Origin of the sequence: Agrobacterium sp. FDAARGOS_525 (assembly GCF_003938925.1) — a bacterium.
GTDB classification, from domain to species: Bacteria; Pseudomonadota; Alphaproteobacteria; order Rhizobiales; family Rhizobiaceae; genus Agrobacterium; species Agrobacterium pusense.
Genome location: NZ_RKIU01000003.1, coordinates 2,721,022 through 2,734,591, shown reverse-complemented (window position 1 = coordinate 2,734,591; position 13,570 = coordinate 2,721,022). Strand labels below are relative to the sequence as shown.

Here is a 13,570-nt window from a genome sequence, read left to right as displayed (position 1 = left end):
TGATATTTTCGAGAGCCCTTGCAATGCGTGTAGACCTGTTCGATTTCGACCTGCCCGAGGAGAATATCGCCCTACGCCCGGCGAACCCGCGCGACAGCGCGCGCCTGCTGGTGGTCGATCCGAATGAAAATCGCATGGAAGACCATCGCGTTTTCGACCTGCCGTCCTTCCTGCGGGCCGGCGATGCGCTTGTTTTCAACGACACCCGCGTCATTCCCGCCCAGCTTGAAGGTGTCAGGCTGCGCGAAGGCGCGCCGGAGACGGCCGTTTCGGCCACGCTGCACATGCGCGCCGATCAGTCCCGCTGGAAGGCTTTCGCGCGTCCCGGCAAGCGCATCAAGCAGGGCGACCGCATCCGTTTCGGTTATGCGCGCGACAATGCCTGCGGCCTTGCCCATCTGGAGGCCACCGTCGAGCAGAAGGGCGAGGAGGGCGAGATCACGCTGCTGTTCGACGTCTCCGGTCCCGTTCTGGACGAGGCCATTGCCTCCGTCGGCCATATTCCCCTGCCGCCCTATATCGCGGCCAAACGGCCGGAAGATGCGCAGGACCAGACCGACTACCAGACCATCTACGCCCGCGAGAAGGGCGCCGTTGCCGCGCCTACCGCCGGGCTGCATTTCACGCCCGACCTGTTTGCCGCGCTCGACAAGGCCGGTATCGAGCGGCATTTCGTGACGCTTCACGTTGGGGCAGGCACCTTCCTTCCGGTCAAGGCTGATGATACCGACGATCACAAGATGCATTTCGAAATCGGCCACGTCTCGCAGGAAACAGCCGACAGGCTGAATGCGGTCAAGGCGCGGGGCGGGCGCATTGTCTGCGTGGGCACGACGTCGCTGCGCCTGATTGAAAGCGCGGCTGCGGAGGATGGCATCATTCACCCGTGGTCCGATGCGACCGGCATTTTCATCACGCCCGGTTATCGTTTCCGCGCGGTCGATATGCTGATGACCAATTTCCACCTGCCGAAATCGACGCTGTTCATGCTGGTTTCGGCTTTCTGCGGTCTCGAAACGATGCGTGACGCATATAAGCACGCCATCGAAACCGGATACCGTTTCTATTCCTATGGCGATTCCAGCCTGTTGTTCCGGAAAAACTGATGCACGACAAATTCACCTTCACCCTGAAAGCCACGAGCGGCGGCGCGCGCCTAGGCGAAGTCGCCATGCCGCGTGGCGTCATCCGCACGCCCGCCTTCATGCCCGTCGGCACTGTCGGCACCGTCAAGGCCATGTATCTTGATCAGGTGCGCGAGCTGGGGGCGGATATCATTCTCGGCAATACCTATCACCTGATGCTGCGGCCCGGCCCCGAGCGTGTCGCCCGCCTTGGCGGCCTGCATGAGCTGATCCGCTGGCCACACCCGATCCTCACCGATAGCGGCGGTTTTCAGGTGATGTCGCTTTCCGGTCTGCGCAAGCTGGATGAGAAGGGCGTGACCTTCAAGAGCCATGTGGACGGTTCGCTGCATCACATGTCACCGGAACGCTCGATCGAAATTCAGGGCCTGCTCGATTCGGACATCCAGATGCAGCTCGATGAGTGCATCGCGCTGCCGGCCGAGCGCAAGGAAATCGAGCGCGCCATGGAAATGTCGCTGCGCTGGGCCGAGCGCTGCCGCGTCGCCTTTGGCGACCAGCCCGGCAAGGCCATGTTCGGCATCGTGCAGGGCGGCGACCAGCCGGACCTGCGCATTCGCTCCGCCGAAGGGCTGAAGCAGCTCGATCTCAAGGGTTATGCGGTCGGCGGCCTTGCCGTCGGTGAGCCGCAGGATGTGATGCTGGGCATGCTCGATATTACCCTGCCGGTGCTGCCCACTGAAAAGCCGCGTTACCTGATGGGCGTCGGCACGCCTGACGATATCCTGAAATCGGTGGCGCGCGGCATCGACATGTTCGACTGCGTGATGCCGACGCGTTCCGGCCGTCATGGTCTGGCCTTTACGCGCCGCGGCAAGGTCAATATCCGCAATGCCCGCCATGCCGAGGATATGCGCCCGCTCGACGAACAATCCAACTGCCCGGCCTCGCGCGATTACTCCCGCGCCTATCTGCATCACCTCGTACGCGCCAACGAGGCGCTGGGCGGCATGCTGCTCTCCTGGCACAATCTTGCCTATTATCAGGAGCTGATGCAGGGTATCCGCAAGTCGATCGAGGAAGGCCGTTTCGCCGATTTTTATGCGGAAACCATCGAAATGTGGGCGCGGGGCGATATAGACCCGGTTTAATGCCTCGTGACCTGTCTCCACACTCGACGTCATCCTCGGTCTCGTGCCGAGGATCTGCCGAGATCGCTAAAGTCAACGGGTGGTAGATCCTCGGGACATCCTCGGATTTGATCCGGGAACCGGGGATGACGATGGAAAGGTATCTTTCCGACGCCCTGCAGTCTCCAGATTTACCTTCTACGGATTTTTCCTTGGCACATGCGCCTTACGTTCTTTTCCGGGATGACACGACCGGCACGGTGACAGCCTTCACCGAGCCGGAGGAAATCATCGTCGCGGATGAGCGAGAAGCATTTTTTGCAGCGCTGAAGCGCATGGAAGAACTGCGCCGTGCCGGAAAATATTTAGCTGGCTATGTGTCTTATGAGGCCGGTTTCCTGTTCGAGCCGAAGCTTGCGTCTTTTGCGGCCGAACCGCGCAACGTGCCGTTCCTGAATTTCGGGGTCTTTTCCGGCCCGCAGCCGGATGACGGCCGCTTTGCGCGGCCTGACGAAGTTCCGGGCGCGGATGCGTTTCTTGCCGATCCGGTCCCGGCATGGACACTTCCCGAGTATCGGCGGCGTTTCGAGCTGTTGCACGACCATATACGCCGGGGCGACTGTTATCAGGGCAATCTGACCATGCCCGTCCATGCCCGCTGGAGCGGCGATCCGCTGACGGCATTCTGGTCATTGATCGAGCGCCAGCCGGTGAAATATGGCGCGCTGGTCGATCTCGGCGGCCCCGTCATCCTGTCACGATCACCGGAACTGTTTTTCTCGGTTGACGGGCGGGGGTTCATCGAAACCCATCCCATGAAGGGAACGACGCCGCGCGGAGCGGATGCGGAGGAGGACAGGGCGATCATCGCGGCGATGCTTGCGGATGAAAAGACGCTCGCCGAAAACCGCATGATCGTTGATCTCTTGCGCAACGATATTTCCCGCATCACCGAGGTCGGCAGCCTCGATGTGCCACGGCTTTTCGATATCGAGACCTATCCGACCGTGCACCAGATGGTCAGCCATATCAGGGCGAAACTTTTGCCTGGCATGACGGTGGAAGACATTTTCGCCGCCTTGTTTCCCTGCGGCTCGGTTACCGGTGCGCCAAAAATGTGGGCGATGAAAATCCTGCGCGAACTGGAAGCGACGCCCCGCGACGCCTATTGCGGCGCCATCGGCCTCATGTCTCCTGGTGGTGAAATGCGCTTTTCGGTGGCGATCCGTACGATGACACTGTTCGATGACGGTCGTGCCGTCTTTAATGTCGGCGGCGGCATCGTCTCCGATTCCGTGGCTGAGGCGGAATATGACGAGTGCCTGCTGAAATCGAAATTCGCTGTGGGGGACAGGCTGCTGCGAGGGTGATTATCGCCCGATCATCTCAAACGCCCCATTTTCCACCAGCACTTCCTTCGCCACCGCGTGGCTTAGAAAACCCCCGGGGCTGGCGCTGGCGCCATAGGCGCCTGACTGCAGGATGGCGATGAGGTCACCGGCCTGGAGCCTCGGCAATGCCGCGTTGCGAGCCAGCGTATCGAGTGGCGTGCAGAGCGGGCCGACGACAGTTGCAGTCTCCGCGTGGTCGGCCTGCATCATGGCGGGCGCAACGATGGGATAGTTGCGCTTGACGATCTGACCGAGATTGCCCGAAGCGGCCAGGTGATGGTGCATGCCGCCATCCGTCACAACGAAGGTGGTTCCGCGCGAGGTCTTCACGGAATTGACTTCGGCCGTATAGATGCCGCCCGGACCGGCGAGGAAGCGGCCGGGCTCGACGATGACATGGGCGTCGGCGATCAGCGGATGCGCTTTCAGCAGTGCCTTCAGATCGGGGACGGCGGCTTTTACCTTCGCGAGATCGAGCGGTGCTTCGCCGGCGAAGTAGGGGATGCCGAGGCCGCCGCCGAGATCGATGGTTTCAAGCGGCTTGCCGAGCATTTCCGCCATGCGGGCGGCAATTGCGATGGCATGTCGCCATTGCGAGACAAGCATGTCCGCATCGAGAATCTGCGTGCCGCCATAGATATGGATGCCGACGAGATCGATAACGCCCGCATGCCGGAAAAGCGGCAGGATATTTTCCAGTTCTTCCTCATCGAAACCAAAAGCGGTGGCCTTGCCGCCCATGCGCATGGCGCCGGCTTGCGCATCCGGCACCGGATTGATGCGGACAGAGGCCTTGACGGGTTTGCCGATTGCCTCGATGCGGGCAATTTCCTCGGCGCTTTCCACGTGGATTTCGCCGATGCCGCCCGTGATCACTTCGTGCAATTCGGCTCTGCTTTTGCCGGGCCCGGCAAAGATGATGTTTTCGGGCGCGACACCAGCCTTTATAGCGGCGCGATATTCGCCAGCGGAAGCGATTTCCGCGCCGGCGCCTTCCTGCCGGAAGAGCGCGATGATGGCGGGCAGGGGATTGGCCTTCACCGAATAATAGATATCGGCAAAACCGGAGAGCGTCGCCTGGAGATCGCGGTAGGCGCGGCGCATCGCGCCAGCATCATAGAGAAAGCATGGGGTTCCGGTTTCGGCGACGATATCGCGCACGGCAAGCCCGCCGATCACAAGATCGTTTTCACTGATATCGAATGACGCGGCCGCAAGGGCGGGACCGTGGCTCTGGGGTTTATCCGTGGGCGCCATTGTCCGTCCGTTCGCGCACAAGCGCGCGGTAGTCCACCTTGCCATTGGCGGTGACCGGCAACCGGTCGACCAGCTCGATGGCGCGCGGGATCATGAAGGGGGCGAGCATTTCAGCGGCCTTCTTCAGTGCCGCGGAAACATCGATATTTTCATTGGCGGCAGTCGCCACGGCATGCACCTTTTCCCCCGAAAAGGGGTCCGGAAGGCCGATGACGGCGACCTGCTGGAACAAGCCTGTCGACATCAGGCTTTCTTCGACTTCGGTCGGGCTGATGCGATAACCCGAAGACTTGATCATCGCATCGTTACGGGCAACGAAGCTGAAGAACCCGTCTTCGTCTTCCACCGCCAGGTCGCCGGAGTAACATACGGTTTCTCCGCCCAGTGCCGCCGGAATGAAGGGATGCGGGCGCAGGACTTTCGCCGTGTCTTCCGGCCGGTTCCAGTAGCCCAGCGAAACGGTCGGGCCTCGATGCACGAGAATGCCGGGTTCGCCGGGCTTTGCCCGCTGTCCCTCGGCGGTGACGATGAATATCTCACATTCGGGAATGGCCTTGCCGATGGAGGTCGGGCGGCGATCGATTTCATCCGGCGGCAGGAAGGTGGAGCGGAAGGCTTCGGTCAGGCCGTACATCAGGTAGATTTTCGTGTCCGGCAGCTTTTCGCGCAGCGCCTTCACGGTTTCCTGCGGCACGCGCCCGCCAGAATTGGTGATGTAACGCAGATGCGGAAGCGGCGTCCTGGCAAGCGACGGCGCCGCCCTCGTCAGGATCGCCCAGACTGTCGGCACCCCGGCAAGCCCGGTCACGGCATGGTCGCGCAGGTCGCGGACGATGTCGTCACCGAGCCTAAAGGTGGAGATGATTGTTGTCGCGCCCTGTTCCACTGCCGTCAGCAGCTGGTTGAGGCCATAATCAAAGCTGAAGGGCAGAAGGGAAAGAATGCGATCCTTGCCGGTAATCTCCAGATAGGTACGCACGATGCGCGCGCCGGCCAGGAGATTGCGATGCGACAGCATCACGCCCTTGGGTGAGCCGGTAGAACCGGATGTATAGAGGATCGCCGCGAGGTCTTCGCCGATTGCCGCCGGGCTTTTGACTGACGTCTTGCCGCCTTCGGCGATATCGTTCGTCAGAAGCACGCGGACACCGGCCAGACCTTCCAGCGCCGCGCTCAGCTCGTCGCGCATGGTCGCATGGCTGATGACAAGTTCGGCGCCGCAATCCACGATGATATGGCGTATCTGCTGCGCCTTCAGCAGCGCATTGACCGGCACGAAGACGCATCCGGCCATGCTGACGCCGAAGATCGACCAGCATTCTTCCGTGCCTCGCGGCAGAAAAATGACGACCCGGTCGCCGCGTTGCGCCCCAGCCTGCTGCAAGGCAGCCGCGCATCGTTCCGCCGCTTCGGCAAATTGCCGGTAGCTCAGGGATGTGTCTTTATAAACGATCGCCTGCCCGTCGCTTGCCGCGCGCGCGCCCAGCAGGTGGTGCAGCAGGAAAGGAGGTGTCATCGCCTCCGTTCCCTGAGGACGAAGGCGACGAGATCGGCGGGCGTGCCAAGGTTGTCGGGGGTGAAATGTTCGTCGTCGAGAATGATGCCGAAGCCTTCACCAAGAAAGATCATCAGCTCCAGAAAGCCGAGCGAATCGATGACGCCTCCCTCGAGAAGCGGCGTGTCGGCCGAAAAAGGTGCATAGGCAGGGAAACGGTCCGAAAGATAGGAGTGAATGGTATCAGCAATCTCTATTTCGCTCGTTTTTGCTGCAAGCATGTTCATTCCCCGATCTCCCCGTATATTTTCCATGGCTCCCGCCCCGGAACCCCGTTTATCTGTAAAGGCCAGGTTTCGGTCAGGACAACCCCAGCACCACTAAAATACCTAGGGTGGCAATAACACCAACTCTGAGTATGTTTCGTTAATAAATTGTGGGTTCCATGCGCCTTTTACTTGTATCGGCGCAGATTTATGTGCAGCGAAGCCGCCCGCGTTTCGTTCACCCTCGAGTGCAGCCATCGTCATGGCAAATCTGCCGTGGCGAAGGAGATGGCGGGCGATCGCGGAAATGTGTCTTTGTACGACTGCGCGGTCCTCGCAATAGATGAGGCGCGCGGAGGGCGCCCTTTTGGTCGCCGTTTTCAGAAAGACCAGCGGGTAATGACGGCCATCCACCTGTATGATGGCGACGATGCAGCCGAGGCGCGCGTGATCTTCAAGCATCTCACGCGTCTCGCTGGTCAGCGTACCGGGTTGAGCGGAGGCAAGCGTTATGAGGCGGGCGCTCGAGGGGCGCAACGCCTTCAACGGCAGGGGATAAAAAAGCGTGCAATCCGTCACCGTGTGAAAGCCCAGCCTCTCATTCAGCCTGCAGGCTTCGGCCGAGGGGGTGAGGTCGGTGAAGACCTCATCCTCTGAAGACGACGCCATTTGCAGCATGCGCGGCGCGAACCATCTGCAAGCCGGCTCGACATACCAGCTGGACAGATTGACGACGACAGTGCCGGTATCCGGCAGGCGGCTTTTGATTGTCAGCAATACACCGGCGGCGGCGTCACCTTTCATCAGCAATTGCCCGACCGGACCGAGTTGCCGGCGTTCGTGATGTTCGGCGATCAGCGCAAGCCCGCGGGACCAGAAGGCCTCGCTCTTTTCAGGGAAACCTTTCGTCAGAAGACTGATGGCGGCGGCGCGGTTTCCGTTATCGATCGATACGATTTTCAGGGGCGCTCTCCGCTGTCTGGCGTCACTCGGCCTGAGGAAGAGATTTTTCAACCCCACCGCGCGTTATGGGATTACAACGATAGATTTACCGTCCCGTTAATCGCGCTGGCTGCAAGGCCGAAGGCGCGATCACATTTGCATGAATGGGCAGGCGCGCGTGCTGCGCGCCTGCTGACGTTGCCGGCCGATCAGTACACGACGACGCCGCGGATGCTTTCGCCCCTGTGCATCAGGTCGAAGCCCTTGTTGATGTCTTCGAGCGGCATGGTGTGGGTGATCATCGGGTCGATCTGGATTTTGCCTTCCATGTACCAGTCGACGATCTTCGGCACATCCGTGCGGCCGCGCGCGCCGCCGAATGCGGTGCCCATCCAGTTGCGGCCGGTGACGAGCTGGAACGGACGCGTGGAGATTTCCTGGCCAGCACCCGCAACGCCAATGATGACCGACTTGCCCCAGCCGCGATGGGAGGCTTCCAGCGCCTGGCGCATGACCCTGGTATTGCCGGTGCAGTCGAAGGTGTAATCCGCGCCGCCGATCAGGTCGCCGTTGCGCTTCGTCATGTTGACGAGATAGGGCACGATATCGTCGCCGACTTCCTTCGGGTTGACGAAGTGGGTCATGCCGAATTTTTCGCCCCAGGCCTTGCGGTCCGGGTTGATGTCGACACCGATGATCATGTCTGCGCCGGCAAGACGCAGGCCCTGCAGCACGTTGAGGCCGATGCCGCCGAGACCGAAGACGATGGCCGTGGAGCCGATTTCGACCTTGGCGGTGTTGATGACCGCACCGATGCCCGTGGTGACGCCGCAGCCGATGTAGCAGACCTTGTCGAAGGGGGCGTCCGGGTTGATCTTGGCGACGGCGATTTCCGGCAGAACCGTGTAGTTCGAGAAGGTCGAGCAGCCCATGTAGTGATGGATCTTGTCCTTGCCGATCGAGAATCGCGAGGTGCCGTCCGGCATCACGCCCTGGCCCTGCGTGGCGCGGATGGAGGTGCAGAGATTGGTCTTGCGCGAGGTGCACGAATAACACTCGCGGCATTCCGGCGTGTAGAGCGGAATGACATGATCGCCCTTCTTGACGGAGGTAACGCCCGCTCCGACATCCACGACGATGCCGGCGCCTTCATGGCCGAGAATGGCCGGAAACAGGCCTTCCGGATCGGCGCCGGAAAGGGTGAAGTCATCGGTGTGGCAGATGCCGGTCGCCTTGACCTCGATCAGCACTTCGCCGGCCCGGGGACCTTCGAGCTGAACGGTCATGACCTCGAGCGGTTTTCCTGCCTGAATGGCAACGGCGGCGCGGACGTCCATATCTTATCTCCTGGCATTGTCTTGTGATTGGATGGGGCTGTTTTGCCCGAGCTTGGCTGGAGGGACAAGGGGCAAGCCCAAGTTTGTGTTTACGCATGTCACCGTGGACGCAAATCCTGTACCGGCGTCACACGCTCATACGCTTCTATCAAAGATAGCTAATTTATTAATAAATAAACTAAGCATATGAATTTGCGTCATATTTTTCAGTTCCGATTGAGCTTTGATTTACGGTTTGCGTGTTAATTGACCCCTGTATTTTCAGTGCTCAGGCGACGTTGCCCGAAAAGCAGCGCCGCAGGCGGCCAAAGAGCAATTTTCAATCGACCGGCGTTAGCCGGACATATTTAGCGTCGCAGAAAGCCAGGCCAGTCGCTTTTCACAGCGCGCCTTTCCCATGGTGATGAGCGACATGAGACGGTGTTTTGATGACGAGCAGGCCGATAAAAAAAGCAGCACGGGAAAGGGGAGCGTTTTTCTCGCTGCTCAAGGACCGCAAAGGCGCTTTCGCCATTATGACCGCACTGTTGCTGCCCCTCTTCGTCCTTCTGTTAGGGGTGCTTTTCGAAGGCGGCCGGGCGCTGGTCTATTACAACCAGTCAAAGCGCGTCATGGCGCTGGCCTGCGAACGATCGACCAAGCCCACGCGGACCGATACGCCTGAAGATGAGGACCGCCGGGAAGCCGTGCTTACAACCTTCGATTCGATGATCCAGTCTACAAAACAAAAGGTGATCACCCGCGATGTTGTCATTGACTGGCTGCGCACGGATATGAAGGCGGAGTTCGGCTATAATCTGCTGTTTGCCAAGATGCTCAGCCTCGACGAATTCAAGTATCGTTTGAACTACACTTGCCAGGGCATCCCGCCTTATCCCTATGATGGTGAAGTACTGGTCAATAATGATTTTGAGAAAACCTCACTCGATAAGGAGCGCGTTCTAAAAAACGGGGTCACCGCAAGGACCCCCGGCGGTTGCTGGGGGGTCTATCGCTATACCGAGATCCGCTGGGACGGCGGGACAGACCCCGGTATCGAATTGCAGGACTGGAGCAGCCCCTGCTGCCGCAAGAATCACGACTGGGATGGCTATCCGGACGGGTTTGCGCAGAAAGTTGAGAAAGACAAGGAAACCCTCAACGACAAGGCCTGCGATATCAAAGACACAGAAAAGGCGGCCAACACGCGCAGGGATATGGTCGACGACTCCACGGGCAATAATGCGTCCTTGCCGACGCGCTACGTGATCGAGCTGGACAGCGACTGGGGCGCGGTGAGGCAAGGGGGGAAAAAGCCCATGAACGCCAACAGCTCCATCTTCAAAAAAGTGGAGCTTCATCCCGGCTACTATGAGATATCCGTGTGGTACAACGGCCGTAAGAGTCATTTCAAGGACCCTTCCAATCCCGGCAAGCTGATTACCGCTGAGCAGACGAACGGCATCGATGTCACCCTGCAGCAGCTTCGGCCACAATTGGGCACTGTAAAACCGGTCTTCAACATGCGGCAGGGACCGGGCATGGAAAATCCCGTCGATCAGGCCATCAAGTGGCGCTATTACCAGAAGAAATTCACGGTCGACACCTACTCCGTATACAAGCTCACCATCGCCGCATCGGGTTTCAGTGACAGCGTCGGCGGCATCATCACCGGGTTCGAACTGAGATATATCGGAAGGTACGGCGATGAGCGCCGGTAACCGCGTCGAAGCTCGACGGCCGAAAAAACGTTCAACGTCCTCTCGTTTCAAGAACCGGTGGCTTGGGCATTATCGGCGTTTTGCCGATGACAGGCAGGCGGCAGCAGCGATTGAGGTGGCGATATTGATGCCGTTCTTCCTCATTCTGATCTTCGGGATATTGGAAATCGGTCTGTTGTTCCTTTATCATCTCAACCTGTCGACGGCCACGACTGCAGGCATAGAATATCTTCGTAAAGCGGCGATGCAGCGGGAGCAGGTGACTGCGGACGCGCTTCGGCGTGCGATCGCGGCCAAGTTTATCGGGGCTACGGACACGGAAACCCTGAAGATAACGCTTGTTCCTATAGCCGATGACGACATCGTCGCGACGCCGATCTCCTTCCCCGTCGTCAACCGCTTTCAGGCGCCGAACAGTTCTGCCGGCCAATATATACTTGCGATCGGCTACAACTGGAATTTCGTCATGCCGACGACACATCTGCTTGTGCCCAAGTCCGGAGGCGTTCGTCAGCTGCAGAATGTGTCGCTGGCGGTCACGGCCGTACGGGTGACGGAATGATCGGCATGGGTTCACACCGCATCTTCCGGCTCTTCTCCTGCCGATCCGGCGCCGCTGCCGTCGAGATGGGACTTCTGGCGCCGGTCCTCATTCTTTTTCTGGCAGTCATTGTCGAAGTCGGGCGAGGCTGGATCAGTTATGATCGTTTTGTCACCGTGATCGATAATGCGGCCAGATGGTCGGCACGATTTCCGGAGTTCGAGACACGGGTCAGAACCGGTGTGTCCCAATTCGCGATCATCGCGGGCAACGGCATCCTCGCGACGGATAAGCTCAATCTGACTTTGCGAAGCGTTGAGCTGACCGGCGGCACGCCTAAAGAACAATTCAGGCCGTATAATTTCTTTGGATCGGCCGAGGACGTTCGATGGCAAAAGGCAGTGACTGGCGGTGGATTTGGCCCCAAGGAAGCGATCATCGTTGTCTCCGGCCGCTACAGCTACCAGCCGCTGTTCTCAATCCTCTTTGGAACGACGATCACCTTCGAGCACGTTGCCGCAGTCAATCCCTTCTTCTCAAGGCATTATCCCTATCAGACCGGCAAATCCGATTTTGGCAAATGGAACGTGATGTAACGACGGCGGTCATGCCAGGTTGCCATGTCTCGGCGTCAGTCAGGTCGCCGCGCCGCCTTTGGGCGCCTCGAGCCACGCCGCACAATCCTTCAACGCCCGCGCCGCGATCAGCTGACGTTTCATGATCGTCTTGTCCTTGCCGCGAAAACGCTTGACGCCTTCTGGCTTGACGATCGAGCCCGGCTCCAGTTCGGGGAAGAGGCCGAAATTGATGTTCATCGGCTGGAAGGAGCGTTTGCCCGGTTCATCGTCGGAAGACAGGTGGCCGCCGGTGATGTGGTTGAGCAGCGAACCTAGCGCGGTGGTAGCCGGCGGCAGGCTCGGGGTTTCGCCCTTTTGCTCGGCGGCGGCGAAGCGGCCGGCGAGGAGGCCGACGGAGGCGCTTTCCACATAACCCTCACAACCGGTGATCTGGCCGGCGAAACGCAGGTCCGGCCGGGATTTCAGCTTCAGCGAGCGGTCAAGCAGGGTGGGGGAATCGATATAGGTGTTGCGGTGCAGGCCGCCGAGGCGCGCGAATTCCGCATTTTCGAGGCCGGGTATCATGCGGAACACATCCGCCTGAACGCCGTATTTCAGCTTCGTCTGGAAACCGACCATGTTGTAGAGCGTGCCGAGCGCATTGTCCTGGCGCAGCTGGACGACGGCATAGGCCTTGACGGTGGGGTTGTGGGCATTGGTGAGGCCCATCGGCTTCATGGGGCCATGTCGCAGCGTTTCGCGCCCGCGCTCGGCCATGATTTCGATCGGCAGGCAGCCGTCGAAATAGGGCGTGCCTTCCCATTCCTTGAAACCGACCGTGTCTCCCGCGATCAGCGCGTCGATGAAGGCGTTATATTGCTGCTCATTCAGAGGGCAGTTGATGTAGTCCTTGCCCGTGCCGCCGGGGCCGACCTTGTCGTAACGCGACTGGTACCAGCAGATATCCATGTTGATGCTGTCGCGGTGGACGATCGGGGCGATGGCGTCGAAAAAGGCGAGCGCATCCTCACCCGTCTCGGCCTGGATGGCGGCGGCAAGATCCGGCGAGGTAAGAGGCCCGGTCGCGATGATCGTGTTGCCCCATTCCTTCGGCGGAAGGCCGTTCACCTCTTCGCGGAGGATCGTCACCAGTGGGTGACCCTCCAGCGTTTTCGTCACGGCCTCGGAAAATCCGTCGCGGTCAACGGCAAGCGCGCCGCCGGCCGGCACCTGGTGCTTATCGGCGCAGGCCATGATCAGCGAGCCGGCAAGCCGCATTTCCGCATGGATGACACCAACCGCATTGGCCGTCGCATCGTCGGAGCGGAAGGAGTTGGAACAGACCAGTTCCGCCAGCGTATCGCCCTTATGCGCATCGGTGCCGCGCACACCGCGCATTTCGTGCAGGATGACGGGAACGCCGCTCTCCGCAATCTGCCATGCGGCTTCCGAGCCGGCCAGCCCGCCGCCGACGACGTGAATGGGAGAAATGGTCTTGTCTTGCATTTCGGTGTCCATGGGCAGCCGCGGGGCCAAGGCTCCCGTCCGGCGGCCGTCATTCGAGTGAGTGTTCCGCGCGGGTCCTAAAAGGACGCGGCATTGTTTGCCGATGCACTAGCATGCATGGCGGGGGCAGCCAAATGGTTTTGGCGGATGGAGGCTAGTGGGCTACGAAGCTCCCGCCGGGATCGAGGAGCAGGCGCGCATTTGAAGCAGGCAGCGGGATGAGGGGGCGAGGTTGGAGATATCAGGGGAGCTAGCCCGCTCATCCCACCCTTCGGGCCACCTTCTCCCCGGCGGGGAGAAGAAACAAGCGGCGATCTCGAACCCGATGTCTTTGGCGTAGCGCCCGTATCCGAAATGCCGGCC

12 protein-coding genes are annotated in these 13,570 nt (G+C 60.1%); 6 read left to right on the top strand and 6 right to left on the bottom strand.

Features of this window, described 5'->3' with window-relative positions; genetic code table 11:
- The first annotated feature begins 23 nt into the window (after window positions 1-23).
- The 3 genes from queA (at window position 24) to EGT36_RS14760 (ending at window position 3,585) form a co-directional block, all read left to right on the top strand.
- Window positions 24-1,106, top strand: coding sequence for a tRNA preQ1(34) S-adenosylmethionine ribosyltransferase-isomerase QueA (queA, locus tag EGT36_RS14770; protein ID WP_125270503.1), 1,083 nt, complete (start codon window positions 24-26; stop codon window positions 1,104-1,106).
- Window positions 1,106-2,236, top strand: coding sequence for a tRNA guanosine(34) transglycosylase Tgt (gene tgt / locus EGT36_RS14765; RefSeq protein ID WP_004442089.1), 1,131 nt, complete (start codon window positions 1,106-1,108; stop codon window positions 2,234-2,236). Before queA ends, tgt begins: the two co-directional genes overlap by 1 nt.
- 191 nt (window positions 2,237-2,427) lie before the next feature.
- Window positions 2,428-3,585 (top strand): aminodeoxychorismate synthase component I, encoded by a 1,158-nt coding sequence (locus EGT36_RS14760; RefSeq protein WP_125270594.1) that lies wholly within the window; start codon window positions 2,428-2,430, stop codon window positions 3,583-3,585.
- Here EGT36_RS14760 and EGT36_RS14755 read toward each other — a convergent pair whose 3' ends face one another.
- The 5 genes from EGT36_RS14755 to EGT36_RS14735 all read right to left on the bottom strand — a co-directional run bounded on the left by EGT36_RS14755 (window position 3,586) and on the right by EGT36_RS14735 (window position 8,903).
- Complete coding sequence (locus EGT36_RS14755) at window positions 3,586-4,863, bottom strand: type III PLP-dependent enzyme (protein WP_037093472.1); 1,278 nt, start codon at window positions 4,861-4,863, stop codon at window positions 3,586-3,588.
- Window positions 4,847-6,379, bottom strand: a complete 1,533-nt coding sequence (locus tag EGT36_RS14750) for an AMP-binding protein (protein WP_125270502.1) — start codon at window positions 6,377-6,379, stop codon at window positions 4,847-4,849. Before EGT36_RS14750 ends, EGT36_RS14755 begins: the two co-directional genes overlap by 17 nt.
- On the bottom strand, window positions 6,376-6,639 hold the full coding sequence (locus tag EGT36_RS14745) for an acyl carrier protein (RefSeq protein WP_034499138.1): 264 nt from the start codon (window positions 6,637-6,639) through the stop codon (window positions 6,376-6,378). The genes EGT36_RS14750 and EGT36_RS14745 overlap by 4 nt, the downstream gene beginning before the upstream one ends.
- Before the next feature lie 108 nt (window positions 6,640-6,747).
- Window positions 6,748-7,638 (bottom strand): hypothetical protein, encoded by an 891-nt coding sequence (locus EGT36_RS14740; RefSeq protein WP_077986291.1) that lies wholly within the window; start codon window positions 7,636-7,638, stop codon window positions 6,748-6,750.
- 137 nt (window positions 7,639-7,775) lie between these two features.
- Window positions 7,776-8,903, bottom strand: coding sequence for an S-(hydroxymethyl)glutathione dehydrogenase/class III alcohol dehydrogenase (locus tag EGT36_RS14735; protein ID WP_065653610.1), 1,128 nt, complete (start codon window positions 8,901-8,903; stop codon window positions 7,776-7,778).
- Window positions 8,904-9,331: 428 nt separating this feature from the next.
- Here EGT36_RS14735 and EGT36_RS14730 point away from each other — a divergent pair, with 428 nt between their 5' ends.
- From EGT36_RS14730 to EGT36_RS14720, 3 genes are read left to right on the top strand one after another with little or no spacing between them, the layout of a single operon-like run.
- The gene (locus EGT36_RS14730) at window positions 9,332-10,603 is read left to right on the top strand and encodes a pilus assembly protein (RefSeq protein WP_037094554.1); all 1,272 of its coding nucleotides are present in this window, start codon (window positions 9,332-9,334) and stop codon (window positions 10,601-10,603) included.
- Window positions 10,590-11,165: a TadE/TadG family type IV pilus assembly protein gene (locus EGT36_RS14725; protein WP_072494424.1), complete on the top strand. Its 576-nt coding sequence runs from the start codon at window positions 10,590-10,592 to the stop codon at window positions 11,163-11,165. The genes EGT36_RS14730 and EGT36_RS14725 overlap by 14 nt, the downstream gene beginning before the upstream one ends.
- A gap of 5 nt (window positions 11,166-11,170) precedes the next feature.
- Window positions 11,171-11,740: a TadE/TadG family type IV pilus assembly protein gene (locus EGT36_RS14720; RefSeq protein ID WP_081950766.1), complete on the top strand. Its 570-nt coding sequence runs from the start codon at window positions 11,171-11,173 to the stop codon at window positions 11,738-11,740.
- A gap of 39 nt (window positions 11,741-11,779) precedes the next feature.
- Here EGT36_RS14720 and trmFO read toward each other — a convergent pair whose 3' ends face one another.
- Entirely contained in the window at window positions 11,780-13,219 is a 1,440-nt protein-coding gene (gene trmFO, locus EGT36_RS14715; protein WP_172965649.1) for a methylenetetrahydrofolate--tRNA-(uracil(54)-C(5))-methyltransferase (FADH(2)-oxidizing) TrmFO, read from the bottom strand.
- Window positions 13,220-13,570 lie beyond the last annotated feature (351 nt).

Excerpts from the sequence above, each read along its gene's own strand:
- queA (WP_125270503.1), top strand. The coding sequence starts at position 24 with ATGCGTGTAGACCTGTTCGATTTCGACCTGCCCGAGGAGAATATCGCC.
- tgt (WP_004442089.1), top strand. The coding sequence starts at position 1,106 with ATGCACGACAAATTCACCTTCACCCTGAAAGCCACGAGCGGCGGCGCG.
- EGT36_RS14755 (WP_037093472.1), bottom strand. The coding sequence starts at position 4,863 with ATGGCGCCCACGGATAAACCCCAGAGCCACGGTCCCGCCCTTGCGGCC.
- EGT36_RS14750 (WP_125270502.1), bottom strand. The coding sequence starts at position 6,379 with ATGACACCTCCTTTCCTGCTGCACCACCTGCTGGGCGCGCGCGCGGCA.
- EGT36_RS14745 (WP_034499138.1), bottom strand. The coding sequence starts at position 6,639 with ATGCTTGCAGCAAAAACGAGCGAAATAGAGATTGCTGATACCATTCAC.
- EGT36_RS14735 (WP_065653610.1), bottom strand. The coding sequence starts at position 8,903 with ATGGACGTCCGCGCCGCCGTTGCCATTCAGGCAGGAAAACCGCTCGAG.
- EGT36_RS14730 (WP_037094554.1), top strand. The coding sequence starts at position 9,332 with ATGACGAGCAGGCCGATAAAAAAAGCAGCACGGGAAAGGGGAGCGTTT.
- EGT36_RS14725 (WP_072494424.1), top strand. The coding sequence starts at position 10,590 with ATGAGCGCCGGTAACCGCGTCGAAGCTCGACGGCCGAAAAAACGTTCA.
- EGT36_RS14720 (WP_081950766.1), top strand. The coding sequence starts at position 11,171 with ATGGGTTCACACCGCATCTTCCGGCTCTTCTCCTGCCGATCCGGCGCC.
- trmFO (WP_172965649.1), bottom strand. The coding sequence starts at position 13,219 with ATGGACACCGAAATGCAAGACAAGACCATTTCTCCCATTCACGTCGTC.